Source organism: Sulfurimonas sp. (assembly GCF_041563495.1).
Taxonomy (GTDB): domain Bacteria; phylum Campylobacterota; class Campylobacteria; order Campylobacterales; family Sulfurimonadaceae; genus Sulfurimonas.
Window position 1 is genome coordinate 111741 of the sequence record NZ_JBFFMZ010000001.1, and the last position, 26746, is coordinate 138486.

The 26746-nt window shown below is 34.1% G+C and carries 23 protein-coding genes and 1 tRNA gene; 10 read left to right on the top strand and 14 right to left on the bottom strand.

Annotated features, from left to right (window positions below; translation table 11 throughout):
* The first annotated feature begins 29 nt into the window (after nucleotides 1–29).
* From ABYK18_RS00545 to ABYK18_RS00560, 4 genes are read left to right on the top strand one after another with little or no spacing between them, the layout of a single operon-like run.
* Nucleotides 30–1346: a hypothetical protein gene (locus ABYK18_RS00545; protein WP_373034602.1), complete on the top strand. Its 1317-nt coding sequence runs from the start codon at nucleotides 30–32 to the stop codon at nucleotides 1344–1346.
* 5 nt (nucleotides 1347–1351) lie between these two features.
* Complete coding sequence (locus tag ABYK18_RS00550; protein ID WP_373034603.1) at nucleotides 1352–2443, top strand: trypsin-like peptidase domain-containing protein; 1092 nt, start codon at nucleotides 1352–1354, stop codon at nucleotides 2441–2443.
* A 55-nt stretch (nucleotides 2444–2498) separates the two neighbouring features.
* Nucleotides 2499–4463 carry a M3 family metallopeptidase gene (locus ABYK18_RS00555; protein WP_373034604.1) on the top strand — a complete coding sequence of 655 codons (1965 nt, stop codon included), beginning with the start codon at nucleotides 2499–2501 and terminating at the stop codon, nucleotides 4461–4463.
* Nucleotides 4460–5464, top strand: a complete 1005-nt coding sequence (locus ABYK18_RS00560; protein ID WP_373034605.1) for an endonuclease/exonuclease/phosphatase family protein — start codon at nucleotides 4460–4462, stop codon at nucleotides 5462–5464. The genes ABYK18_RS00555 and ABYK18_RS00560 overlap by 4 nt, the downstream gene beginning before the upstream one ends.
* Here the strand turns inward: ABYK18_RS00560 and ABYK18_RS00565 are convergent.
* Together ABYK18_RS00565 and ABYK18_RS00570 are read right to left on the bottom strand one after the other, a co-directional pair.
* On the bottom strand, nucleotides 5457–6122 hold the full coding sequence (locus ABYK18_RS00565) for a uracil-DNA glycosylase (protein ID WP_373034607.1): 666 nt from the start codon (nucleotides 6120–6122) through the stop codon (nucleotides 5457–5459). The genes ABYK18_RS00560 and ABYK18_RS00565 overlap by 8 nt on opposite strands.
* Nucleotides 6123–6128: 6 nt before the next feature.
* Nucleotides 6129–6431, bottom strand: a complete 303-nt coding sequence (locus ABYK18_RS00570; protein WP_373034608.1) for a hypothetical protein — start codon at nucleotides 6429–6431, stop codon at nucleotides 6129–6131.
* A gap of 172 nt (nucleotides 6432–6603) precedes the next feature.
* Here ABYK18_RS00570 and ABYK18_RS00575 point away from each other — a divergent pair, with 172 nt between their 5' ends.
* Nucleotides 6604–6759 carry a hypothetical protein gene (locus ABYK18_RS00575; protein ID WP_373034609.1) on the top strand — a complete coding sequence of 52 codons (156 nt, stop codon included), beginning with the start codon at nucleotides 6604–6606 and terminating at the stop codon, nucleotides 6757–6759.
* A 19-nt stretch (nucleotides 6760–6778) separates the two neighbouring features.
* Here the strand turns inward: ABYK18_RS00575 and ABYK18_RS00580 are convergent, their stop codons facing one another.
* Nucleotides 6779–9160, bottom strand: a complete 2382-nt coding sequence (locus ABYK18_RS00580; protein ID WP_373034610.1) for a PAS domain S-box protein — start codon at nucleotides 9158–9160, stop codon at nucleotides 6779–6781.
* A gap of 110 nt (nucleotides 9161–9270) precedes the next feature.
* Here ABYK18_RS00580 and ABYK18_RS00585 point away from each other — a divergent pair, with 110 nt between their 5' ends.
* The 3 genes from ABYK18_RS00585 to ABYK18_RS00595 all read left to right on the top strand — a co-directional run bounded on the left by ABYK18_RS00585 (nucleotide 9271) and on the right by ABYK18_RS00595 (nucleotide 12801).
* The gene (locus ABYK18_RS00585; RefSeq protein ID WP_373034611.1) at nucleotides 9271–9933 is read left to right on the top strand and encodes a response regulator transcription factor; all 663 of its coding nucleotides are present in this window, start codon (nucleotides 9271–9273) and stop codon (nucleotides 9931–9933) included.
* Nucleotides 9934–10028: 95 nt separating this feature from the next.
* Nucleotides 10029–11309, top strand: coding sequence for a sensor domain-containing diguanylate cyclase (locus ABYK18_RS00590; RefSeq protein ID WP_373034612.1), 1281 nt, complete (start codon nucleotides 10029–10031; stop codon nucleotides 11307–11309).
* 88 nt (nucleotides 11310–11397) lie between these two features.
* Nucleotides 11398–12801, top strand: a complete 1404-nt coding sequence (locus tag ABYK18_RS00595) for a GGDEF domain-containing protein (RefSeq protein WP_373034613.1) — start codon at nucleotides 11398–11400, stop codon at nucleotides 12799–12801.
* 50 nt (nucleotides 12802–12851) lie between these two features.
* Here ABYK18_RS00595 and ABYK18_RS00600 read toward each other — a convergent pair.
* Nucleotides 12852–12941 (bottom strand) — tRNA-Ser (locus ABYK18_RS00600).
* Between the two features lie 133 nt (nucleotides 12942–13074).
* Here ABYK18_RS00600 and ABYK18_RS00605 point away from each other — a divergent pair.
* Nucleotides 13075–13662: a transglutaminase-like cysteine peptidase gene (locus tag ABYK18_RS00605; protein ID WP_373034614.1), complete on the top strand. Its 588-nt coding sequence runs from the start codon at nucleotides 13075–13077 to the stop codon at nucleotides 13660–13662.
* On the opposite strand, the gene pyrF is transcribed toward ABYK18_RS00605, so the two are convergent.
* The 10 genes from pyrF to ABYK18_RS00655 form a co-directional block, all read right to left on the bottom strand.
* Nucleotides 13659–14342 (bottom strand): orotidine-5'-phosphate decarboxylase, encoded by a 684-nt coding sequence (gene pyrF / locus ABYK18_RS00610; protein ID WP_373034615.1) that lies wholly within the window; start codon nucleotides 14340–14342, stop codon nucleotides 13659–13661. The two genes, ABYK18_RS00605 and pyrF, sit on opposite strands and share 4 nt — an antisense overlap.
* Before the next feature lie 40 nt (nucleotides 14343–14382).
* Nucleotides 14383–16083 (bottom strand): methyl-accepting chemotaxis protein, encoded by a 1701-nt coding sequence (locus ABYK18_RS00615; RefSeq protein WP_373034616.1) that lies wholly within the window; start codon nucleotides 16081–16083, stop codon nucleotides 14383–14385.
* Between the two features lie 136 nt (nucleotides 16084–16219).
* On the bottom strand, nucleotides 16220–18172 hold the full coding sequence (gene acs / locus ABYK18_RS00620; RefSeq protein WP_373034617.1) for an acetate--CoA ligase: 1953 nt from the start codon (nucleotides 18170–18172) through the stop codon (nucleotides 16220–16222).
* The gene (locus ABYK18_RS00625) at nucleotides 18172–18789 is read right to left on the bottom strand and encodes a 3'-5' exonuclease (RefSeq protein ID WP_373034618.1); all 618 of its coding nucleotides are present in this window, start codon (nucleotides 18787–18789) and stop codon (nucleotides 18172–18174) included. Before ABYK18_RS00625 ends, acs begins: the two co-directional genes overlap by 1 nt.
* A complete protein-coding gene (locus tag ABYK18_RS00630; protein WP_373034619.1) occupies nucleotides 18789–20603 on the bottom strand; it encodes a putative nucleotidyltransferase substrate binding domain-containing protein in 1815 nt (604 codons plus the stop codon). Before ABYK18_RS00630 ends, ABYK18_RS00625 begins: the two co-directional genes overlap by 1 nt.
* 136 nt (nucleotides 20604–20739) lie before the next feature.
* The gene (locus ABYK18_RS00635) at nucleotides 20740–22410 is read right to left on the bottom strand and encodes a cation acetate symporter (protein ID WP_373034620.1); all 1671 of its coding nucleotides are present in this window, start codon (nucleotides 22408–22410) and stop codon (nucleotides 20740–20742) included.
* Nucleotides 22411–22725 carry a DUF485 domain-containing protein gene (locus ABYK18_RS00640; protein WP_373034621.1) on the bottom strand — a complete coding sequence of 105 codons (315 nt, stop codon included), beginning with the start codon at nucleotides 22723–22725 and terminating at the stop codon, nucleotides 22411–22413.
* A 25-nt stretch (nucleotides 22726–22750) separates the two neighbouring features.
* The gene (locus ABYK18_RS00645; protein WP_373034622.1) at nucleotides 22751–24082 is read right to left on the bottom strand and encodes an OprD family outer membrane porin; all 1332 of its coding nucleotides are present in this window, start codon (nucleotides 24080–24082) and stop codon (nucleotides 22751–22753) included.
* Between the two features lie 140 nt (nucleotides 24083–24222).
* Nucleotides 24223–24879, bottom strand: a complete 657-nt coding sequence (locus ABYK18_RS00650; RefSeq protein ID WP_373034623.1) for a response regulator transcription factor — start codon at nucleotides 24877–24879, stop codon at nucleotides 24223–24225.
* Entirely contained in the window at nucleotides 24879–26096 is a 1218-nt protein-coding gene (locus ABYK18_RS00655; RefSeq protein ID WP_373034624.1) for a sensor histidine kinase, read from the bottom strand. The genes ABYK18_RS00650 and ABYK18_RS00655 overlap by 1 nt, the downstream gene beginning before the upstream one ends.
* A 109-nt stretch (nucleotides 26097–26205) precedes the next feature.
* Between ABYK18_RS00655 and ABYK18_RS00660 the strand changes: the two genes are divergently transcribed.
* The gene (locus ABYK18_RS00660) at nucleotides 26206–26712 is read left to right on the top strand and encodes a peptidylprolyl isomerase (protein WP_373034625.1); all 507 of its coding nucleotides are present in this window, start codon (nucleotides 26206–26208) and stop codon (nucleotides 26710–26712) included.
* The last annotated feature ends 34 nt before the right edge of the window (nucleotides 26713–26746 follow it).

The window sequence follows — 26746 nt, forward strand, 5'->3', positions numbered from 1 at the left end:
TAAATTTAAGATAACTATCTGGATGACAATTGAACTGGCTAAATTTTTTTTACAACAAAACAACACAACTACGACACTCGTTTGGAAGAGGTATAAATGCAAATATATCTCCAAACGAGGAAGAGCTTTTCAACAAATCCTACGAGGCATTTGAAAAGCAGGATATCTTAAAAGCTTACAACTGCTTTTTTAAATCTTTGGAAAATTTCTCAGGTGAGATCTCAAATGAAAATATAACAACCGACTTGGACGGTGACAGACTAAACTTTGTGCTTTATCAAGGAAGTGCGAAAGTAGTCGGTGTCGTTACACAAAACAATCTTTATGCTGAAGTCATCATGTTAAAAACTGCAGATGCACAAGTGGCTCTGAAGCGTTATATATTAGAGAGAAACTATCAACTTACTTATGCTTACTACTTCAGTGACGATGAGTACATAAAACTAAAACTCTACCACGATAACAAAACAGCATCTCCGCAAAAGATATTTTTTCCCCTTAGAGAGATAGCACTCAATGCCGACTTTGACAAAGAGTACATCAAAACAGAGTTTAGTGATGTAATACTTCAAGACACAGGTCACATAGTCAAGTTAGATGCCGAGGAACTGCAAATAAAATATGATTTTTTACATAATTGGATAGATGAAGTTGAGACCAAAATATCAAAACTTCCGACAAATGACAATACGGGAATGCAATCTTTTTTATACCTGAATATTCTTTTTAAGATGGACTACCTGCTAGTACCAAAATGCGAGATATATCAAAAAACAAGTAGAAAGATACAAACTTATTTCAGTGATGAAGGAAGTACTACAGAGTCCAAAAATGAAGAGCTTAGAAAATATATTGTAAAACTAAAAGAGATGAATTTTGAAGATTTCAGCACAAAGTTTTATAATGCAAAATATACTTTCAACCCGATGGAGAAGACTTCTCATGAAGAAATAAGTAACTTTATCAGCGAATCATTTATAAAAATCAGATGGTATAAAAACAACAGATACAATCAAATCATACCGACTATCTATAAATATATCTCTTTTTATATTCTATATAATTATGGACTAAACCCAGTAACAAAAGCGCTTATGCATACACTTGTAGAGATTCAAAATCCCGCATTTTTTAAAGCTCTGGATTATACTCCGCTTTATGATGAAGAGAAAAAAACTTTTGCCAAAAAAACGATTATCTCAAAAATTGAAGATGCGATTACTCCGCATCAAAGTCAGTATAAAGAACTTAAACCTTTTGGAGATGAGCTTAACTTCTCATCACTGAATGAACTTAGCAACAGTTATCTTATTCAACTAAAACATCTAAACTTTGAGGAGATATAACAGATATGAATACTCAAATCATTTTAGATAAATATGTAGATAACATCATTCAAATTATGACACCCTACGGTACCGGTACAGGTTTTATTATCGGTGACTTAATCATTACAAATTCTCATGTCGTCGGCGGTTTAAGTGAAGTGGTGATAAGTTCAAAACAGATCAAACGAGCAATTGCACAAGTAATTTATGATGACCCGGATTATGATTTGGCTTTTATTAGTTCAGATTATGTGGTACTAAAAAATCCGCTGAAACTATCTACAAAAATGGTAAAAAACGGTGACATAGCTGTTGCTATCGGTCATCCCTACGGGCTTAACTATACGGCAACAGAAGGCATTGTCTCAAAAGCTTCGAGGCTATATGAAGATTTGGAATATATTCAGATAGATGCAGCCATAAATCCAGGGAACAGCGGTGGACCCCTTCTAAATGAAGACGGTGAAGTCATCGGTGTAAACACTTTTATCATCCAAAATGCAAACAATCTCGGTTTTGCTCTTCCTTACTTTTATGTTGATGAAACAATTAAAAATTTCAAAAGTGAAAATGACACAAACATCATAAAATGTCCCTCTTGTAAAAACCTCATCAAAGAAAAAAAGATCAAAAATGACTACTGCCCGGAGTGTGGCACAAAACTTGAAGTTGCAAAGCAAAGACGAAAGGGTTACAATCCCACAGGTGCCACAAAGCTTATGGAAGAGATACTTGACTCTTTAAACGTAAATGTTACACTAGCAAGACGTTCACAGGCTTCATGGAGAGTAGATCACGGAAGTGCAAGAATAGAGATAAACTACTATGAAAACGGTATAATCATCGGTGATGCGAAACTTTGCAGACTTCCAAAAGAGAACATAAACAAAATCTACGACTATCTGCTAAGTGAAAATAAAAAACTCACCTATCTGCAGTTTTCCATTAATGAAAACAGCATTTATCTCTCTTATCTTATCGTAGATTCATCATTGACATTTGATGAGGGAAAGATAGCTCTGGAGAAACTGTTTAGTCTCGCAGATAAATATGATGAGATTTTAATAAACAAATATAACACCATAAAATTAAAACGAGACGAGGAAGACAACTAATGATAAGAACTAAAGTTCAATGCAGGGAGGCACTAACCCTCAACAAAGGAGGACGATGATGCCGAGTCGTAATAGATTTTTAAAGTTCAGTGTAGATCTGGACAACTTTATAAACGATTTAAACACAAGAGTAAAATCAAACTATGATAAGATACAAGAACTTTTAAAAATAGAGCATAAGACATATGCCAACTTTGTAAAACAACTGCAGATGCTAGAAGAACGCCTTGAACTATTCTTCACTCCGCTGTCACATCTAAACTCTGTAAACAATTCTGATGAAACACAAAGAATTTATGCCGATTCACTGCCTATCATAACGGAATATTCTACAAAATTATCTCAAAACCTTGACATTTATAATGCCTACAAAGAGATACAAAAAAATGAAGCAAAGAGTCTTAATCATGAGCAAAACAGAGTTTTAGAGTTAAATATTTTAAATTTTGAACTAAGCGGTGCCCATCTGGATGCAAAGGCTAAAGAGAGACTTCAAGAGATAAACATAAAAAAGAGTGAACTCTCAAATAACTTCTCTCAAAACCTTTTGGATGCTACAAATGCTTATGAGTATGTTACTGAAAATGAGGAAGATGTAGAGGGCTTGCCAAAGAGCGACATAGAGACGGCGAAATATGAAGAAGACGGAGTGACAAAATACAGGTTTACTCTTCAGATGCCATCATACATAGCATATATGACCTACGGTAAAAATGCAAAAATCAGAGAAAAACTTTATAAAGCTTATGTCACAAGAGCGCCTGAGAATGCAGCTATCATTGATGAACTCTTGGCACTAAAAGATGAGATGAGTAAAATACTCGGATTTAACAATTATGCAGAGTATTCTTTGGCATCTAAAATGGCAAAAGATACGAAGAGTGTAGAAGAGTTTTTACAGACTCTTGTTACAAAGTCAAAAGCTCAGGCGCAAGAAGAGCTAAAAGAGGTTCAAGAGATGGCACCAGAGCCTCTACAAAGCTTCGATAGTGCTTACTACAGCGAGATACTCAAAAAAGCAAAATATGACATTGACGAAGAGCTGTACCGTCCATACTTTGAACAGACTAGTGTCGTAAAGGGGATGTTTGAGTTTTTAAACAGACTCTTTGGCATCAGTTTTAAAAAAGTAGATGAAAAACTATGGGATGAAAAAGCGACATCCTATGACATTTTTATAGGCGAAGAGTTAAAAGCAAGAATCTATTTCGACCTTGAGGCAAGAAAAAGTAAGAGCGGCGGAGCATGGATGCATAATTGGCAAGCTCACTGTCTTGATGAAAACGCAGATGAACAGCTTGCATCTGCATTTATAGTCTGTAACTTTCCCCCATCTAACAAGACTCAAAAATCCCTTCTTCGCCATGATGATGTTGTGACACTTTTTCATGAGATGGGGCATGCAATCCATCACCTGCTCAGTAATGTAAGTGAAAATGAAGTAAGCGGTGTAAACGGTGTTGAATGGGATGCAGTTGAGTTTCCGTCTCAGTTTTTAGAAAACTTTGCCTATGAGCCCAACGTTTTAAAACTCTTTGCATCTCACTATGAGACGGGAGAAATCATCCCAGATGAGATGATAGAAAAACTGGTACGTGCAAAGAACTTTTTATCTGCATCTGGAATGTTACGACAGTTAGAATTTTCTATCTTTGACTTTAAGCTTCATACTAAGCTCTATCAGGGACAAGAGGTTCAAAACCTGCTCAACGAGATAAGAAAAGACACTGCTCTTATCAAGACTCCATCATACAACAAGTTTCAAAATGGTTTTGCACACATCTTTGCAGGCGGTTATGCGGCAGGATATTATAGCTATAAATGGGCAGAAGTTCTAAGTGCAGATGCCTTCTTTAATGTTGTAGATGAGGGCATCTTTGACTCTGAGACTGCAAAATGGTATCTTGAGATTGTCCTAAGCGGCGGTGGTGCAAAAAGTATGGATGATTATTTTAAAGAGTTAATGGGGAGAGAGCCAAACCCGCAAAACCTGCTAAGACTAAACGGCATTAATCAGTGAGATACTTTTTAGCTCTTATACTCTTATGGGCTACACTATTTGGAGATAAGACTTTGACAATAGCGACTTACAATGTGGAAAACCTTTTTGATTTGCAAGAAAAAGGTTACAAATACAAAGAATACAAACCAAATACTAAGAGTAACTGGAACCAAAGAACGTATAAGATAAAACTCCAAAACATTGCCAAAGTCATCAAAGATATAGATGCAGATATCATAGCACTCGAAGAAATCCACTCACTTGAGGCTTTAAAAGACTTAAGATTTACTCTGAAACAAAATGGTCTATACTATCAGTATTTCAAAATTGCAGATAAAAAAAACACCGCTATTCATGTCGCATTTTTAAGTAAAGTTCCATTTACTTACGCTAAAGAACTCGCTGTAACCTCAACGTACAAATATAGAAATATTTTAGAATCAAAATTTAAGATAGACGGTAATGACCTCTATATATTTGTAAACCACTGGAAGGCCAAGTCTGGTCCTGAGAGCATGAGAATAGTATCTGCAAAAGCTCTTAGAAAAAGAATAAGCGAAATAGGTTACGACAAGAACATCATTTTACTCGGAGATTTCAACTCACACTATGAAGAGAATATAAGATTTAAAAAAGACCGAAGACTTAACGATACCAACGGAAAAACAGGAATCAACCACGTACTTAGAACTATAAAACAAAAGCAAAAAGCAAAAGATGTAGTGTATGAGGAAGACAACTTCTACAACCTCTGGTATGATACAGACGCAGACAACAGATATTCATATATATTTAAAGGAGAAAAAGAGGCACTTGATAACATTCTAGTCTCTCAGCCTTTGCTGGATAAAAAAGGAATCTCATATATAAATGATTCCATTACAAACTTAAATAAAAAGTATCTCTTTAAAAAGAAACAAGTCTACAGATGGCAAGTATCTCGCTCAAGAATTCCAAAACACAAAGGTAAAGGTTACTCTGACCACCTACCTGTAATAGCAAAATTCAGATTTAACTAAGACACCAATCTATCTCTTTTTTTCCATGAGCTTTTAGGTAATCATTTGACCTTGAAAAAGGCTTTGAACCGAAGAAACCTCTATATGACGACAAAGGTGAAGGATGCGGAGATTTTATGATTAGATGTCTAGATGCATCTATGAGTTTTTCTTTCTTTTGAGACGGGTTACCCCATAAAATAAAGACAATGTTTTCATACTCAGATGCCAACTTATTTATGACAAAATCCGTAAACTTCTCCCACCCTTTATTTTTATGCGAGTTTGCCATGGCCTGTTCAACAGTCAAAACACTGTTTATAAGTAAAACGCCCTCTTGTGCCCATTTTGTAAGATTTCCAGAGCTTGGGGTATTACAAGCCATATCATCGACTAATTCAGTAAATATATTTTTTAATGAAGGCGGTATCTTGCATTCATCACAAACCGAAAATGCAAGGCCGTTTGCCTGCATCTCTCCATGATACGGATCTTGACCGAGGATGACGACTTTTACATTTTCTGGAGACACAAGGTTAAAAGCCTTGAAAATATTTTCATACTTTGGATAGATGATTTTTCTCTCATACTCTGCTTCTACAAATTCTTGGAGTCTTACAAAATATGGCTCATGCATCTCGGCTACCAAAAGATGATACCACTTTTCATTCAAAACCATAACAGACTAATCCACTTTTGATAATTCTAAAACAATCTCTCTTAGTTCATCTTTATCAAAAAAGATATTTAAAGAGAGTTCATTACTAAATTTTTTTAGCATCTCGCTCTTTTTGGCCACTCTCGCCTCAGTATCGTCTCTTAACGGTTCTAAAGCCTCTAAAAGTTCTTTTTTATATCCGTTTATTATATCTGCTCTTTTTTCTTCTTTACTCTGAACAATCTCAACTACGTCACTGCGCAAGGTCATAACAATAATAACAATAAAAATCACTATGCCTATAACAGAATAGACTATTTCACTCTCCACATAAAAACCTTTAATAAAAATACTAATCTTAAGTCATCACAAGTATATCAAATTTAACATTCTTATGAGGTCTTTTACGATATCCTTTCAAATATTTTTTGACAAAATGAAATATATTTTAAAAAAATAAAAAAAATATGTAAAGATATAACAACTTTAAAAGGAGTAATAAATGTCTCATACAAACAATACAGAAACTCAAACTTATACATACAATGATTCACAAGTTAAAATCATAACCGTATTTACCGAAGACGGAAAAGCAACAGCACTTGTTGAAGATGAAAACGGCGAACTGTTTGAAGTGGAAAAAGACTTACTCAGATAGAGTAAGCTAAAAAAAACTATTAATCTCTAAACTTACCTCTTATCTCTAAAAATTGATCTAAATTTTCAAAAAAGATATCTACAAGTTTTGGATCAAAATGAGTGCCCCTTGAACTTCTAAATAGTTCAAAGATATCTTCATCACTCCAAGCTTTCTTATAAGCTCTATCTGAACCTAAAGCATCAAAAACATCTGCAACTGCCGTAATGCGTCCGTAAATATGGATATCTTCAGCTTTTAAACCGTTAGGATACCCTGTACCGTCATATTTTTCATGATGCTCATACGCTACTGTAGCGGCAGCTTTTAATATCTCTCTGTTTGAGCCTTTTAAAACATTAAAACCGATTTCACTATGAGTCTTCATAATCTCCCACTCATCAGCATCAAGTTTTCCTGGTTTTTTCAAAACACTGTCAGGTATTCCGACTTTTCCTATATCATGCATTGGTGAAGCATCATATAGCAGCTCTGACTCTTCTTCTGACAATCCATACTTTAAAGCTAACAGTTTAGAGTACTCCGCAACACGTTTAACATGGTTTCCCGTCTCTTTTGAGCGGGATTCGCCTATCTCACCCATTTTATAGATTACTTCGCGTTGTGTCTCTTCTATCTCTTTGTGAACATTAATGACATCACTGATATCATATTGAATACTCATATACTCAATAATCTCATTATTTAAATCTAAAATAGGTGCAATAAAAGTATCAAGATATATTGTTTTTCCGCTTTTAGTTATGTTTTTAATAACACCGTTGTAGTTCTTTTTAGCAGTGATCGTCTCCCATAACTCTTTGTATACTTCATCTGGTACATTTTTGTTTCTAAGAAAAGGAGTATGTTTTTTTCCTATAAGTTCCTCATTACTAAAACCCGTAAGTTTTTCATGTGTCTCATTCAAATATGTAATTACACCGTCTTTATCTGTTCTTGTAAAGGAAGCTGCACTCTCAATTGCTTTTTCATACTGAGAAAGTAGATTCATCTTATCTTGTAAGCTTTGATTTGAATTACTTAGTTCTTTTTGCAAAATCTCTTTTAACTCTTCTAATTCTGTAATGTCATGTCTGATAGCAATATACTCTACAATTTTGTTTTTATTGTTTTTTATTGGGAAGATGTTCACATTTACAGTATATGAACTTCCGTCTTTTTTTCTATTTTTAACTTTTCCATACCATACATTTCCGGCTTTGATTGTATCCCACATATCTTTAAAGACTTCAGCAGGAGTATCTTTATGTCTAACAATCGAATGAGGTTTGCCAAGCAGCTCATTTGCAGAATATCCCGAGAGTTTGACAAAGGCATCATTGACATATGTGATTTTGCCCTTTAAGTCTGTTTTAGAGACCAGTGTTGTTTTGTCGATGGCATTTTGTAATTGTTCTATCGTATTTGTTTTTTCCCTACTTTGTTTATAGATATAATATATCAATATAAAAAGTAATATTACAATTAGATATTTTATTGACTGAACAATAAAAAGATTGTAGATTGTATTATCTTTTCTGTTTGATATTATATATCCGTCAGTGTTACCGGAGACATCTTTTATAGGGACAAAAATAAATATTTTATTTACTCCGATGTTAAAACTGTTTTTTGCAAAAGCTTTATCCTGCTCTATATGTTCACTTATGTGGTCAAAAATATTTTTTATAGACTCCTTTAGAGCCAAATTGTTTGAATGAACACCGTTTGACATATAGTACTTATCACTGGCACAAAAAGGATGGTAATATTTTTTAATATGCTCTTGAACTACCGTTGCATCCATAACATCTTTTTTTACAATCATTGAGTAATCGGCATCTAAAGCTTCTTGCATCTGTTGAATAATAGACCTTGCACTTATAGACAGCTCAACACTGCCTACATATTTTTTCTCTTTAAAGATAGGATATACATATCTGAATCCATCAAAATATTTGCCTACTTCATAGCCATATACCGGTTTTTGTGTCTTTATAACTTCTCTGATACTCTTTCTAAAGAGTAAACTGTCTCCACTTTTCTCCGGTTTGTGAAATCTAAAAAATGTATCACCGTTTGCTAAATGAAAATGTAACTGTAATACTCCTGATTTCTTCATCCTCTCATAATTGATCTTTAACATCGAGTAGAGTTTATCTCTGTTTATCTCTTTATCCACATCTAAATTTGCTTTATCGAGCATATCAGCTATTTGGCTGTTTTGTAAAATTTCAAGAAAAAGTATGTTAACAACTCTTTTATTTGAGATAATTCTTTCACTATATTGAAGCTGTAAATCGTAAATCTTTTCTTTAAGATATTCATTTTTTTTGTAAGAGAACTCTAAATATAGTACAAAACCTACAACTAAAATACCTAAAAATAAAATTATTTTTTCTTTGCTGATGATATTGTTCATAAAATTGTTTCCTAATTTTTACATACATATTTGTTTATAATAATCCAGTATTATAATAAATTATAGTGAAGAAATAGTGAAGAAAGTCTACAATTAAGATACAATTGTATATGAAAATATTAATTATAAACTCTGAAAAAAAATTTACTATGGATTTCAAAAATTACTTTTTAAAAAAAGGTTTTCTTGTAGACAGTTATAAGAAGTGTGATAAATTACTGAACTCTGTAAATTTCAACCATTTTATTGCTCAGTACGATGTGATATTTTTATCAATAGAACAAAATAATTCTTATGCTCTTGAAGTACTAGACCATATAAATGTCTTAGGTGTTCACGCCTCTGTCATATTTTTAAGCTATATAGATTCTATAGAAATCATGTCAAAAGCTTTTGCAAGATATTGTGAAGACTACATACTTTACCCTTTTTCTCTAAAAGAACTGGAACTTCGGGCAATGAAAGCAGTTAGAAAAAAAATGAAATCCGACGAAATAGACCTTGTGGGAGACTACTCCTATTCACTATCACAAAATAGTGTATTTAAAGAAGAAAAATATATAAGACTTACAAAGACTGAGCAGAGTATTTTATATCTTTTAATCATTAATCAAAATAAAATCGTATCTCATGAAAAAATTGTAAATTTTGTATGGAAGGAAAAGGAGATTTTACAAAACACTCTCTCTGTTCATATAAAAAATATTAAAAAAAAGATAATAAACATTCCTATTGATTCCATAAAAGGAGTAGGATATTCTTTAAGGTTATAAAACTAAACATTCTGCAGACTTTTAAAAATTTTAACGATATAATAGTCTACATTTTATCTATTAGTAAGCCATTTGATTAAGATTGGAGCAGCCAGATGCAAATAATTAAACAATATTTCCCCCAAATACAGGAATGCATAAAAGACTTTAATATTAGTCTAGAGAGTTTACAAAACAGCCCTTCAAGAGAACTTTTGTACACACATGCGATTACAGAGTACAAGAAACTGTTTTTAAATCTTCTTCTCTCAAATTCCAAAGAAGACATAGATATAAACACAAAAATATTGGTAAACTTTACCATAGAACATGAAATATCATACCTCTTTTTATATAGTGAACTTATCACGGTTGTCCGTAAACTGCTCGGTCTGCTCTTAGAAAAGCAGGAGTTAGAGCACATTAACGAAATCAACAACTATTTTACAGAACATGAACATCGTATTACCGTCTTATATCTACAAAGATTTTTAAACAAACTAATACTTAAAAATGAACTTCGACTATCTCATATCTCAATAATGCCTGATAAAAAATTTATGATTCATTATGAGAATCATATTCAATGGATATTAAACCTTATCGATTATATTCAAAAAAAAGATTATGATGATAATTATCCTGAATTGAATCCGAATCTATGTGAATTTGGTAAATGGATGCATAGCACTACAACTTCATATTTGATTTCAACATCACACTATAAAGTAATAGAAAAGCTTCATATAAACCTTCATGACCTTGCTGCAAATGTAATCAACCATTGCAAGAGTAAAGAACCTCATTCATCAACTCTTATTCACCTTATGCAGCGTATAGACTACTATTCACTTGAAATAGGAAATGAGATTGCATTTTTAAATGAGATAGAGGAGAGTTCAAAAGATCCGCTTACACATCTGCTTACCAGGCGTCTATTTAACAAGATTATGATTAATAAGCTCGATATCGCAAGAGCAACAGGAAGAGAGTTTGCACTTATGATGTGTGATTTGGATTACTTCAAACGCATAAACGACACCTACGGTCACGCAGTTGGAGATATAGTTCTCAAACATTTTTCGGGTGTGTTGGAAAAAACACTCCGTAAGTCTGATTATATTTTTAGATTCGGCGGTGAAGAGTTTATGATTTTACTTCCTATGACAGATAAAGATGAGGCTTTGGTTCTTGCTCAAAAAGTTTGTGATTCTGCAGCCACGCAAGAAGTTCTTATAGAAGATATTAAAATCAAATATACAGTTAGCATCGGAACTATCTCAGTAATGATTGACAATACAAAACCTCTCAATCAAGAAATAATTGACACATATATAACCCAGGTTGATGAAAGACTCTATCTTGCAAAGGAAAAAGGACGTAATCGGGTAGAGTAAATGCATCTTTTGTAACATTATTTGTCTTTGTTTTGTCTACTTCAATAGGAATCATCTCTACTTTCAAATTTTGTGATATTATACATCTATGAATAAACACAGAATTTCTAAGCGAATTATTATACTATTGTTTGTTCATATCTTTGTAGTATTGTTAACATACTTAGCAATCACTTATATACAAAACAGTGTAAAACACGATGCTATGATTATTAATAAAATTGGACAGATCCGAGGCGGTATTCAAAAAGAGGCCAAAGAATTCATGTATGCAAACACAAATACAGCATATAATCACACTCATATCAATCTTGAAGATAAAATAAATGAGATTATTGATTTATGCAACGTTGATTTTCCTACTATAGTACCTCTAATAAAAAATATAGCGCATTATAGAGATGAACTGGAAATATATATTCATAAAAATAAAGATACTCTTCAAAGAGATAAAATTGATTTTATTTTTTCTAAAAGTGAAGAGTTATGGAAATTAACAAATCAAACTGTTTTAGAAATTCAAAAAATTGCCGAGAAAAAACAAAACAACTTACGCTATATCTATTATGCACTTTATATAGAGCTATTATTACTTGTTTATCTCATATACATCATTTATATCAATGTAAATAAAACACTTGAACATAAAAATCTTGAACTTAACATACTTTTTGACATTGCACCGGACATAACATTGGTGACTACTGGCGAAGGTCTTATTAAAGCAAATGATAAATTTTTTGCTTTTACCGGTTTTGACTCTGTTGAAAAGTTTAAAATTAAATATGACTGTATTTGCGACATGTTTGACAACAGAAAAGGTTACTTAAGCAAGGTAGTGGATGGTAAAAAGTGGACTCAATATATTCTGGATAACCCTAATGAAGTACATAAAGCTTTAATCCTACAAAACGGTATTGAGTATATCTTTGATGTATCTGTAAAAGAGTTTAATGTTAAGGGAGAAAAAAAATCTATTGTTGTTTTAAGAAATATTACTTTGCTTGAAAAACTATTTACGACAGATCAACTAACACAGATAAACAATAGAAAAAAAACGGAAGAATTCATACAGTATTGTATTGATGACTTCAAACGTAATCACAATAAATTTTCAATAATACTCCTTGATATTGACTACTTTAAAACTGTAAATGACACCTACGGTCATGATTTAGGTGACTTAATTTTAAAAGAGTTTTCCAACATAATAAAAGACAATATTCGTAAAATTGATATGCTCGGGCGCTGGGGCGGTGAAGAGTTTATGATAATATGTACAAACACTGATGTAAAAAATGCTGAAATCCTGGCAGAAAAAATACGTAAAAAAATAGAAGAATATGATTTTGAAATTGTTAAAAATATGACTGCTTCATTTGGAGTAGCACAGTACAGTGAAAACCTAGATTTTAGTAGTCTATTTAAACATGCAGACGAAGCGCTTTATCTAGCAAAAAATAATGGCCGTAACAGAGTAGAAACGGTTTAATAAGTTTAAGTTTGTATGTTAAATAAATTTGGGGATTTAAAATCTTCAAGTGGTGGACAAGGAGAGATTCGAACTCTCGGTACAGTTACCCATACGCATCCTTAGCAGGGATGTGGTTTCAGCCGCTCACCCACTTGTCCGTTTGAAGACGGGAATTATAATCATTTTAGTATAACAGTTAGCTTAAATAAAACATGTTTATATTATAATAATTAAAAGCAACAAAAGGAACATATTATAAAGCTCTTTATATACTTCTTATTTGTCGGCTCATTGCTTGCAGACTTCTATCCTCACTTCACAAAAAAAGATTTTCTCAACATAGAAAAGAGTGCAGGAAAAATAGCAAAAAACAGAGCGGAAGATTATCAAAAGACCATGTACTCCTATAAAAAATTATCTCGCGAAAAACAACTCTCAAAAGTAAACTTCTACCTAAATCAACTTCTGCCACAGTATGATGATGTGATGCAAAAACAAGAGGATTATTGGGCGACTCCAAAAGAGTTTTTGATTGCAGGTTACGGAGATTGCGAAGACTATGTCATTATCAAATACTTTAGCTTGTTAAAACTTGGATTCGATAAAAAGAAGTTATTTCTAACTACCGTAAATGAGAAGTATATAGGCGGTTACCACATGGTTTTGAGTTACTTTGAAAAAAAGGGAAAATCACCGCTCATCTTAGACAATCTCAGTTTTAGGATTTTAAATCTTGAGACTAGAAAAGACTTGCAAGCGGATACTTTTATAAATGAACACGGAGTCTATAAAATAGACAAAAACAACAAGCTTATAAAAGTACAGAACTACTCTCCCAAGTTTCAAGACCTCCTTAGAAAAGTAAAAAAAGATAATTAAAGTTTTTCTAAAATCTTTGCTACTACTTCTGAGGGATTATTTGATTGATAGATTGGACGGCCTACGACTATAAAATCAACCATGGCACTCTGGGCAAAAGCCACGTCTGCAACTCTTTGCTGATCTCCTGCATCTTCTCCAAAAGGACGGATACCAGGAGTAAGAGTCATAAACTCTTTAGATGTGATTGTCTTTATAGACTCACTCTCAAAAGCACTACATACAACACCGTCAAGCCCGCTATCATATGCATCTTTTGCAAACTGGTCAGCCTTAGATGCTATGCCCTTTTCATAAACTTCTACAAACTCATCTTCACTAAACGAGGTAAGAGCCGTCACGGCTAAAACTATAGGTCTTGAAGAGTAAGAGCTTAGTCTATCCATAACGCCACTCATAGCTCTTTTACCTGCAGATGCATGAACGTTGAACATATCGACACCAAGTCCCATGATAGACTCAGCTGCATCTGCCATAGTATTTGGTATGTCATATAATTTCAAATCTAAAAATATTTTAAAATCGGGGTTTATTTTTTTGATTGCAAGCAGAAACTCTTCACCATCTCTAATGTAAGTACGAAGTCCGACTTTAAGCCAGACATCGTACTCTTTTATTTTTTCTATCAGGTCTAAGTTCTCTTCTTTTGTAGGTAAGTCAAGTGCTACACATAACTGCATTTATACTCTTTTTGTTTTATTTGTGAAAGTATAACAAATATTAAGTTTTAAACAGCTCTAATTGATTGGTTAATTTATGAGTCATATTAGTCAAATGTGCAACAGCATCCGTAATCTCATGAACACTCTCTCCGTTTGAGATAGATATATCATTTATATGATCAACCTTATCAGATATCAACTCCATGTGTTTCCCTGCTTTTTCAAAGTCCTCAACACTTCTGTCACTTGCCAGTGTAGCTTTGTTTACAATCTCTGTAGTCGTGTTTATCTTATCTTCTACATTTGTCGATACCAGAGCAAGCTCTTCCATCTGTTTTGAATTTTGATTCATGCTTGTACTTGCTGAGTGAGTTGCCTGAACGATAACATTTATTGTAGCATTTATCTCTGCTAAAGATTTTTGGGTACGCTCGGCAAGTTTACGGACTTCATCAGCTACAACAGCAAAACCTCGACCGTGTTCGCCTGCACGTGCTGCTTCGATTGCAGCATTTAAAGCTAGAAGATTAGTTTGATCTGCAATATCAGAAATTACACTCAGTACATCTTTTACTTGTTCGCTATCATGAGATAGTGCTTCTATCTGATATGCTAATTCTACTTCCGACTCTGCACTTCTTCGTACCTTGCCTGTAAGATCTATTATCTCTTTTCTTGCATCGTTTAGCATATTACTTGCTTCTAGTATCTCTTCTTTACTTGATTTAGAGTCCTTTATTGCTCTTATTATCTCATTTATCATCTCGGCTGTACTCTCTGTCGTCTCTTTGATAATATCTACGGACTTATGTACATTATTACTGACAACATGAGATGTAGTAGATAGTTCCTGTGAAATGGATGCGTTTTCAATCGCTCCGCTTCTAGCCTCATGTATAAGAGTGTTCAGTGATCCCATAAGAGAGTTGAAAGCTAACCCTATCTGAGCTATTTCTTTTGGAGTGTTTGTAGCTATTTTAATAGTCAAATCTCTATTTTTTGAGATTCTGCTCATTACCTCTTCAAGATTTATAATATGCTGGGTAATTCCGTTTTTGATTAGGAAATAAACACTTCCCATAAATATAATCAAAATTATTATTACTGAACTTATCACATTAAATATAATAGTTTGAATAGTTTGTGAAGCTTCATCCTTTATCTTCTGTATCTTTGGTTTGATGCTCTCTACCAAGTCTTGTTTATATGCTCCTGTTCCAATAACCCATCCCATGGGTTTAAACAGTTCTACATAAGATATTTTATCTTCTGCTTTTTCCATTCCCGGTTTTGGCCAGACATAATCAACATAGCCGCTACCCTTTTCACTGGCTACTTTTGCAAACTCAGAAAATAAAAACACACCGTTTTTATCTTGGAGTTTTGACATATCTCTACCGTTTAGTTCTGGCTTTATTGGATGGTAAATTATAACAGCGTCAAGATTATTTATCCAAAAGTATCCGTCATTTGAGTATCTTATCGTACTGATAATATTTTTGAGATGATTTTTAAGTTCTTGATCTGAAAGTACATTTTTGTTTTTTTCATAAGAGGAATTCAACGTTTTAATAACAATAGATGTAAACATCTTCAACTCATTCTTTTTTGCCTCATATGTTTCATTTGTGTAATTTTCTATGTTTTTATCTGTAGCCTTGTTCACTTCATTTACAAATTGTGCCGCAATAGCAATGGACATGAAAAACATTGCTGCAAATATAAGAATCTGTAATCTCAACTGAATGGATAATTTCATAATAATACCTTTGTAATATAATAAAAAGTAGTATAACTATATTATTCTTAATCAATAATGAATGATTATTCATTTGTATTTAATGCGGTAATTAAAAAGGAAAGTTTAAAGAGTAAGGGCGGAAAAGTAGGAGAACCTACTTAACCATAGCTGCTATTTTTTCAACTACACTTGGATCTTCAAGAGTTGAAGTATCTTGTGTAATCTCTTCGCCTTTAGCAATAGCACGAAGGATACGACGCATAATCTTACCTGAACGAGTTTTTGGAAGTCCAGGAGCAAATACCATATCATCACATAAAGCGATATTACCTATCTCTTTTTTAATAATGTTGTTAATAGCTTTAACTTCTTCAACCTCATCAGCCACACCATCGTCAGATTTAAGAACGATATATGCAAAAATTCCCTCACCTTTTAACGGATGCGGTTTACCGACAACTGCAACTTCTGCAACATTAGGATGTTTCTTGATAGCAGCTTCAACTTCAGCTGTACCCATACGGTGACCCGAAACGTTGATAACATCATCGGTACGACCTGTAATAGTGATATAACCATCTTCATCATAAACAGCACCGTCACCTGTAAAATAAACAGGTTTACCGTCTTTTTTAACATCACCGTAATATGACTTAACATATCTCTCTTCATCACCCCATACACCACGGATTTGTGAAGGCCAAGGACGAGTAACACACATATAACCTGTCTCACCTGCTTCCGCTCTCTCTCCTGTTGCCGGATCTAAAATCTCAGCCATAATACCAGGAAGCGGCAGAGTAGCACATGCCGGTTTGATTGGTGTAGCACCAGGAAGCGGAGATACTATGTGTCCACCCGTCTCAGTCTGCCAGTATGTGTCAACGATAGCACACTTGCTTTGACCGACTTCTTCATAGTACCATTTCCATGCCGGAGGATCGATAGGCTCACCAACTGTTCCAAGAACTTTTAGAGAACTCATATCATATTTTGCCGGTTCATCTTCACCCATTTTATGTAGTACACGAATAGCCGTAGGAGCTGTATAGAACTGATTAATTCTGTGGTTTTCAACCATTGCCCAAGGACGACCGGCATCAGGGAATGTGATAACACCTTCAAACATAACTGTTGTAGCACCCATTGCAAGAGGACCGTAAACAATATAAGTATGACCTGTAATCCAACCTACATCGGCAGTACACCAGTAAGTATCGTTCTCTTTTACGTCAAATACCCATTCCATAGTCATCTGCGCCCAAAGGATATAACCTGCCGAGTTATGTTGAACACCTTTTGGTTTTCCTGTTGAACCTGAAGTATAAAGCAAGAAAAGTGGATCCTCGGCATCCATAACTTCAGCCGCACAGACAGAAGACTTATCTTTAATAAGTTCATTGTAAGAGTAGTCACGTCCTGCTACCCACTCAACATCTTCATGGTTTCTCTCAACAACTAAAACTTTCTTAACAGGTGTTTTACCTTCAAGTGCAGCATCTACTACAGGTTTTAGCATATACGGTTTTTCTTTTCTGAATGCTCCATCAGCAGTGATTACCACTTTTGCCTCAGCATCTTCGATTCTGTCACGCAGTGCTTCAGAAGAGAACCCGCCAAATACGATAGAGTGAATAGCACCGATTCTAGCACATGCGAGCATAGCGTATGCGGCTTCAGGAATCATAGGCATATAGATAACTACTCTATCACCTTTTTTAACTCCAAAATCCTCTTTTAAAAGGTTTGCAAATCTATTTACATTTTTATATAGATCTAAATAAGTGATAGTCTGAACATCACCTCTGTCACCTTCAAAAATAATAGCAGCTTTGTTTTTACGACTCTCTAAATGACGGTCAATACATTGCTCGGCTACATTTAATTTACCACCGTCAAACCATTTTACAAATGGAGCTTTACTTTCATCTAAAACGTTTGTAAACGGCTCAATCCAATCGATTTTCTCTTTTGCATAATCACCCCAAAAACCTTCATAATCTTCCATTGCTTTATCTTGAAGTTCATGATACTCACACATATTTTTAATATTTGCGTTTTTTGCAAACTCTTTATTTGGTTTAAAAACTGGTTTTTTATCTGACATTATTTTTCCTTCGTTAATTTTAAATATATCATTGCTGTCATAATAGCATCATTGACAGCATTATGCGCTCCCATATCCGGAACACCACACTTTTTTAAGATTGTATCAAATCGTAAATCAATATTTCCTTGCGGAATTAATGAAATTGTTTTATCAAAGTATATCTCCGATACTTCAATCATTTTGTTTGGAAGAGTCACTCCCAACATCGGTTTTATATATTTGTTTACCATACTTACATCAAACTCTAAGTAATACCCTACTAATGGGCGTGAACCTATAAAGTTTAAAAACTCACGTATAGCTACATCCGTTGTTTTAGCATTCTCTAAATCAATCGGGCGAATTTTATGAATCTCTATACTTTTAGAGCTTATCTCGCACGAGTTTTTTATAAAAACTTCAAAAGTTTGTGAAGTGATTATTTTATTGTCTTTTATTTTTACAGCTCCAATAGAAAGTATCTCATCCTTTTTTGGGTTAAGCCCTGTCGTCTCCGTATCAAAAACAACATACTCACCGCTGGTGTCCTCTTCAAAAAGAAACTCAAACTCCTTTTCTTTAAGTCCACGACGGTTAGATTTGGCTTTTAAACCTTGAATAAAAGAAAAAAACATTATGAAACCATATTTAAATGAAAATGAAAACTCATAAACTTTTTAAATTTATTTATGATTTTAAAACTATCTTTTAATAAGTCTCTTTGAATCTTTTCAAGATTTTGAGGATTTATATAGTTACTTTCATCTATAGTCTTTGCTTCTAACATCGCTTTTAGGCGAATGGCACTAAGAGTATCGAAACTCTCTATAAGCTCAGTAGCAAAATTCTTGTCAATAATGCCTTTGTTGTTTAACTCTTTAATTCTCTCTATAGTATTAGTCTGAGTAATTTCATATTGTAAACATAGAGTCCTGACTCCATGAACAAGCGCAAATACACCCCCTTTTTTTAAGTCAAGTTTATTCTGATGCTCTTTTTCCAAAACAAAGCCCGAAAACAGAGAAAGAGGTGTTTCAAAGTTTAAAACGGCTTTTGCTATATGAGCTAAAACATCATCTCTTTGGTGAAAGTTATGATGCAGGTAAGTAGTTAGTTCTTCAAGAAGTTCCACATCTCCTGCGACACACTTGGCATCTAGAAAAATACTAAGATTTTGCACGTCTGAATCATTCATGCTATGAGCCCACTCATTAATCAGATTTTTATAACCTGATACATCTCTTCTCCAAAATTCGTTGCTTACCATTACATTGCCGCTACACTCTGGAAAACCAAGTTCAAGTAAGTAAGAATTTAATTTCATCATAGGCTCTTTGTAGAGATCAATATTAATTCCATCTCTTACTATAAGAGCATTGTCTTGGTCAGATTTAACAGTTTGTTCATCTCTGCCTTCACTTCCCATAACAATCAAAGCACAATCATTTCGTAGATTTTCATCTACACACATATTAAAAACTTTTTTATACACTTTAAGATTTAGCGCAGATACAAGTTTACTTATGTACCTTACTTTAACACCTTTTGCTCTAAGCGTTGTAATAAGATTTTTCAAATCATCCTGAAGCATTTTTAAGTCATCGATTTTCACTGCTTTATCGATTTGCACGGAGACCAAATGCGAATGATTTGCAAAATAACTAAGTAGATCCAATTGCTCGAGTACTCCTATAATCTGCTTATTTTTCATTACAACAACTCTTTTTATCTCACTCTGAGTCATGATTAAAAGAGCATTAAATAAAAAATCGTCTATATCTATACTGATAAGACCTTTTGTAGAGATTTTACTTATGTTGTCTTTGATATCAACAGGACCTAAAAGAACATGCTTTCTTAAGTCGGTATCTGTAACAATGGAGTAGTTCAGTCCATCTTTAACAATAATGACTTTTGCTTTTAAATCTTCTTGTTTTTTAAGAGCTTCATAGATGCTCTCACTATAGTCAACAACACAAGCTTCATGTAAAAATATATCTGAGACTTTTGCCATTAAGAATCCGGACAATTCACTCTGCAAATCATAATTTTTAAGATGCTGATGGCGAGTTACAAAATCTTGTAAAAAGTAGCTTTGTACTTTTTTATTTTGCATCAGTTCTAAGAAATCCTCTTTTTTTATTTCATAGCAGATAAGATCTTCATCAACAACAAATTTTCCTTCACATTTACCGTATATTAAAGCATCTGCATCAAAGCAGTCACCGTAAGAATATACATTGTGTACTTCATCGTCGATCAACTCTGTAACAGAACCTTTAATAATGATATAAAAAGCGATAGATGGGAGGTTTTTAGAAATAAGAAGAGTGTCTTTAGTGTAGTATGCAATATCAATTTTTTGCATCAGGTTATCAAGCGTGGTGGTACTTAAGAGTTCAAACGGATGTATGGACTCGATAAGCTTTCTTTGATCTAGAATACTCAACTATGTTACTCCTTAATTTATTTTACAAAATGAAAGAAGCTTATTGCAGTCTCAAACAATAAGCTTTCCCTCAACAGGAAAATTAGATTTTTGGACTTTAATCAAGATGAGAAAAAATTTCTCATCTTAAAAAAGATTAGTGCTCAGATGCACCCTCAGCTCCAATACCAGTTTGACTTCTCACATATTGAGCTTCAAACGCTTCAATTTCAGCCTGAGCGTCATGACTCTTATCAGTCACTGAGAAGAACCAAATACCAATAAATGATACGGTTACAGAGAATAATGCCGGATATTTATAAGGGAAAATCGCTTCTGCATTTCCTAAAATCTGAACCCATACAATCGGACCAAGTATAACAAGTAAAACAGCAGTCGCAAGACCTAAAGATCCACCTATTACCGCACCGCGAGTTGTAAGTTTTTTCCAATACATTGAAAGGAAAAGAATCGGAAAGTTAGCAGATGCTGCAATTGCAAAAGCAAGACCGACAACGAACGCGATATTTTGTTTCTCAAACATAATACCCATAATAATAGCAACGATACCTAAAACAATAGTAGCAATTTTAGAAACTCTCATCTCTTTTATACCATCAACTTTACCTCTTTTGATAACAGATGCATAAAGGTCATGTGAAATCGCAGATGCACCAGCTAAAGTAAGACCAGATACAACAGCTAAGATAGTCGCAAATGCAACAGCTGAAATAAACCCTAGGAAGAAGTCACCACCAACAGCGTGTGATAAGTGAATTGCTGCCATGTTATTTCCGCCAAGAATCGGAGAACCACCGCTAATAGCTTGTTTAGCCATATCTAAATATTGTGGGTTTTTAAATACCATTACGATAGCACCGAAACCGATGATGAAAGTAAGAATATAGAAATAACCGATAAAACCTGTTGCATAGAAAACTGATTTACGAGCTTCTTTTGCATCAGCAACCGTAAAAAATCTCATAAGAATGTGTGGAAGACCGGCTGTACCAAACATAAGAGCAACTGCAAGCGATATCGCCGAAACAGGATCAGAAACAAGACCACCAGGACTCATCACAGCGATACCCTTCATCTCAACAGCTTCTGCAAAAAGTGAACCAAAACTAAAGTCATAGTGTGCCATAACAGCTAAAGCCATAAATGTCGCACCTGAAAGTAGTAAGAACGCTTTAATAATCTGTACCCATGTAGTAGCAAGCATACCACCGAATGTTACGTAAAGAATCATAAGAACACCAACAAGGATTACCGCTACTTCATACTGAAGACCGAACAATAGTTGAATAAGTTTACCAGAACCAACCATTTGAGCGATTAAGTAAAGAATAACTGTCGCGATTGATCCAGATGCCGCTAATGAACGGATAGGAGTTTGACGTAATCTATAAGATGCAACATCGGCAAAAGTATATTTACCTAAGTTTCTTAAAGGCTCGGCAATCATAAAAAGAATAATCGGCCAGCCAACTAGAAAACCGATTGAGTAGATAAGACCATCGTAACCTTTTAAGTATACAAGACCTGAAATTCCAAGGAATGACGCAGCCGACATATAGTCACCCGCAATTGCCATACCATTTTGAAAACCTGTGATTCCACCACCTGCAGTGTAGAAATCTTTTGCACTTTTTGTTCTTTTTGCTGCCCAATAAGTAATACCTAATGTACCACCGACAAATAACAAGAACATAACGATTGCAGACATATTAAGAGCTTGTTTCTCAACTTCACCCTCAATAGCACCACCTGCAAATACTGCAATTGTTCCAAGTATTAAAAATAAAAATATTCTATTCATATTCATCTAGTCTTCCTTCATCGTACGTTTGATTTTATTTGCCAAATCATCAAACTCACCGTTTGCACGCTTTGTATAGATGCCAGTAAGAATAAATGCAAAAATAATAATAGCGATTCCGATAGGAATACCAATTGTTGTCACAGAGTTAGAAGAGAGTGGAGTTCCTAACGCTGATGGATCGAATGCTATTGTTAGAATAAATGTAAAATATACTACTAACATAGCAACTGTCAGTTTTATCGAAAAACTAGATCTTTTAGATACTAGTTCTTGATAATCTGGGTTTGCCTTGATTTTATCAACAATATCTTTGTTCATATTAAGTCCTTTAATTTGTGACGTTTTAGAAGTTATAGTTAGCTATAAATCTGTACTCGTTCCAATCTCTGTTGTTTCCAAACTCTGTCGGGAAATTTCCACGAAGACGTAACTGAAGATTTTTTACAGCAGCAGGATAGTACTGTAGGTCAAAACCAGGTTCTTTAGCTGTTCTAGCCGTACCGTATCCACTGTTAGCGTCCATATCAAAAGATGCGTAGTAACCGGTAGCAGATAGATTAACTCCATGTTCTTTAAAGTTATAAGTCGCAGCAACTTTTGTAGCTTTAGTTCCAGCTAAGAACATGTGACGAGTAACCATACCTTGAGTAAACGCAGGCATACCACCCCATGGTGTAATAGTAGAGTTCTCTATACTTTTACCTGCTTTAGCATCACTTTGTTGAGAGTATGCAACATATGCTTTGAATCCACCGATTCCAGCACCAACTTTAGCACCCCAATACATACTATCAATATCTTTAACAGCTGTAACTGATCCCATTCCATCTTCTTTAATGAATTGAACAGAAGCAAACGGCTTAACAGAATCACTTAATAGGCATTTCCACTTAGCATCCACTTGTGCATATACTGCATTTAAGATATCGTAAGCATAGTAATCCCATAATTGAACTTTAAAGTTGTCGTTTTTAAATATTGCAGCGACTGCAGTTACACCATCTGTTTCTTGACCAACAGCCCATGTACCCATATTTGTAAACTCACCTTGATATTTTGCAGTATTTCCAACAACTGATGTATAACCGCCTGTTGCACCTACTATACCGCCGTTGTAAGCATTTGAGAATGTACCAGCTGCAAATTTTGTAACGTGTGCTGCTATTAAAGTTGTATTTGCGATATCGTTGTTACTTAAAACATATGCTTCAAATAAGTTGGGGATCATTCTTGCATCATCAGCACCCGCAAGTGGTGTATTTAACTTTTGACGACCGATTTTTAAAGTAGTCTTTGTACCTAAATTTTTAGCGTTAAATTGAACAAAAGCCTCACCCAAGATTGAATAAGATGAACCGTCATTTTTTAATAATGTCGTATTTAACATAGATGCCGTACTTGATTCAGCACTCTGTAAAATACGATTTGTAGTGTAAAACGCTGCACCAAAGTTTAAACCTTTGTAAGCTGCCGTTTCATACTTTAAGTGCCCACCGATTGCCGTTGCTATTTGATTATCCGCTTTTGTATTATCATCACGATTGATGTAAAAAGCACGGATTTGTCCGCTTGCCTTACCTTCACTAAACATTGAACTTAAGTCATCAGCTGCTTGAACATTTGCTGAACTTAAAAGTCCTATTGCTATTGCACTTAGTGCTATATACTTTTTCATATATCTTCCCTCAGAATGTATTTAACACTCCAATACTAAAATATGAATATAGCATGAACGTAGCAAAGAGGTTTTTTTAGATAAAAAGTGATTTGATTTTCTTATATGAGTAGATTAGTAACGTTTATATTTTTAAACTCTTATGGCTTGTCTATCATATACCCCATACCTCTTACATTTATAATTACATCTTCTTGCAAAAACTTTTTTAATCTGTTAATTTCAGCTCTAATTGTCGCATTGTCTATAATCTGTTCGTCCCATACATAGATTCTAAACTGCTCAAAATCAACTACCATACCTCTATTTCTTGCGAGCAAATCTATAATCTGAGATTGTCTCTTTGTAAGGACTTGAGGTTCATTGTTAAACAGAAGAAGACTATGTTCCTGATCGTAACTATAGTTTTTGGAAAGTCTTAGATGCACTCTGGGTGTTTCTTTTTCAAGTTTCACTCTGTCTATTCGAAGAGATAACTCTTTTAAGTGAAAAGGCTTTTTCAAATAATCATAGCATCCAAGGTTGTAAGCACGGGAAATATCTTCTATATCTACTAACGCACTTATATAGATAGCAGGTACATGAATTTTAAGTGTGTGAAGTTTTTCTAAAAAACTAAGTCCGTCTATACCTGGAACGTTAATGTCTAAGATGAGCAGATCATATAAGTTGTTTTTTATAGCTTCAAAAGCCTCTGAACCGTCAAAAAAAGTCTCGACTCTATGACCGTCAGATTCTAAATATTCACAAATAGACTCATTTAACATCACCTCATCTTCCAGTAGCAATATTTTCATTATTCACCCATCATCTTAAATCTGTATTTAAATACCGTTTCATTATCATCTGAAGATACCGAAATCTTAACATCTTCTTCATCACATATCGTTCTTACAAGTCTAAGACCGATTCCAAAACCGTCTCTTTTGTCCTCTTCTCTATAGTATTCTTCAAAAACTTTATCCGTATTTTTAATAATTTTTGATTTTGAACCAACTGAAAACTCAAGATATGCACCGATTTGTTCTAGTTTAACATGAACTATTTCATTGGCTAAAGTATATTTAATGGCATTTGTAATGGTATTATCAACAATACGTTGAAGTTTTGTCTCATTAAAATATATATGCAGGTCCTTTGCATCTGCCGTATAATCAAAAGTAACTCTGGAGTGCTGTGCGACTTCGGTAAAAAAGTCTATTCTGCTTCCTATATATTTTTCAAAGTTCAGTACGGCCTTTGGATATTCTACTTGATCTTTTTTGACCAGATAACTCAAATCATCATAGATGCTAAATATATTTTTAACAGCGGCTTCTATCTTTGAAAGCTGTCTATCTTTTGGATGATTCATTACATATAACTCAATTGAAGTAAGTATGACACTAAGAGGTGTGTTTGTCTCGTGAACCGTGTACCTTAAAAACTCTTTTTGTGAATTTAGCAGATCCTGAGAAAACTGTTTCTCTTTTTCCAGATTTTCATTGATAAGTTGAAGTGCAGCTGTTTTGTTTTTTACTCTGTCTTCTAGTCCCAAGTTCATCTCTTGAAGCGAGCTTTTTTGCGCGTTGATCTTGGCGACCATCTCGTTTGCATATCCGACCATTATTTTAAAATCTTTAAAAAACATAGTTTTTGGATTTATAACCTGATCTTTATGTGCAGCCTGTTCAAAGAAGTCTAAAAAAGTCTGAGTATCTCTGTGAAGGAGTTTATTGAAAAGATTATGCAACCCTAAGAAAATTGCAAATAATATAAAAGAGAGTGTTACTATCACTAAGACTGTCTTTATCAAAAGAGCTTTTAATCTTTTATGCTTTTGCGCCAACATCTCGTTAGAAGAATTCACATCGCTACTTGTCACATAGCTTTGTTCCAGCGCTCTTTCATAATCCTTATACATCTCTTCTACTAAAAGACCCACAAAAATCATAGTGAATACAAATATAACTGATATAGTGAAGATATTTGCTTGTTTTATGGTTACATTTTTAAAGAGTGATCTTATTTTCATGAGTGCAATTATACAGTAATAACTATACTTAGATAAATTAAACTCATAATTTTCTAATACTCTAAGAATAAATCATTATAATTTCAAAAAAGAATCACAAGGATTAATAATGTTTGGAAGACCCCAACTAAAAGACTACGACTTAAGTGCTGAAGAATTAAGCAAACTACAATGGGCAAAAGTATCAACAAGCAAAGGTGTTATCTGGATAAAACTATTCCCTGAGGAAGCTCCAAATACAGTTGCAAATTTTGCACATTTAGCAAATACAAGTTTTTACGACAACCTTAACTTTCACCGTGTAATCCCTGGTTTTATGGCTCAAGGCGGTTGTCCGCACGGAACTGGAACAGGCGGACCTGACTGGGCTATTAAGTGTGAGACAAATACTAATACTTCTATTCACAGACGCGGGACTCTCTCTATGGCTCACGCCGGACCAAACACAGGCGGAAGCCAGTTCTTCATCACTTTTGTTGCTACTCCGCACTTAGACGGTGTTCACACTGTTTTTGGTGCTATCGAAGAAGATGATGCTGAGAGTTTTGCTGTTCTTGACAGCATTCAGATGCAAGACGCAATTGAGTCTATAAAAGTCTTAGAAACAAGAGAATAATCTCTCATCAATTAATCTCGCTCCAATAATTTGG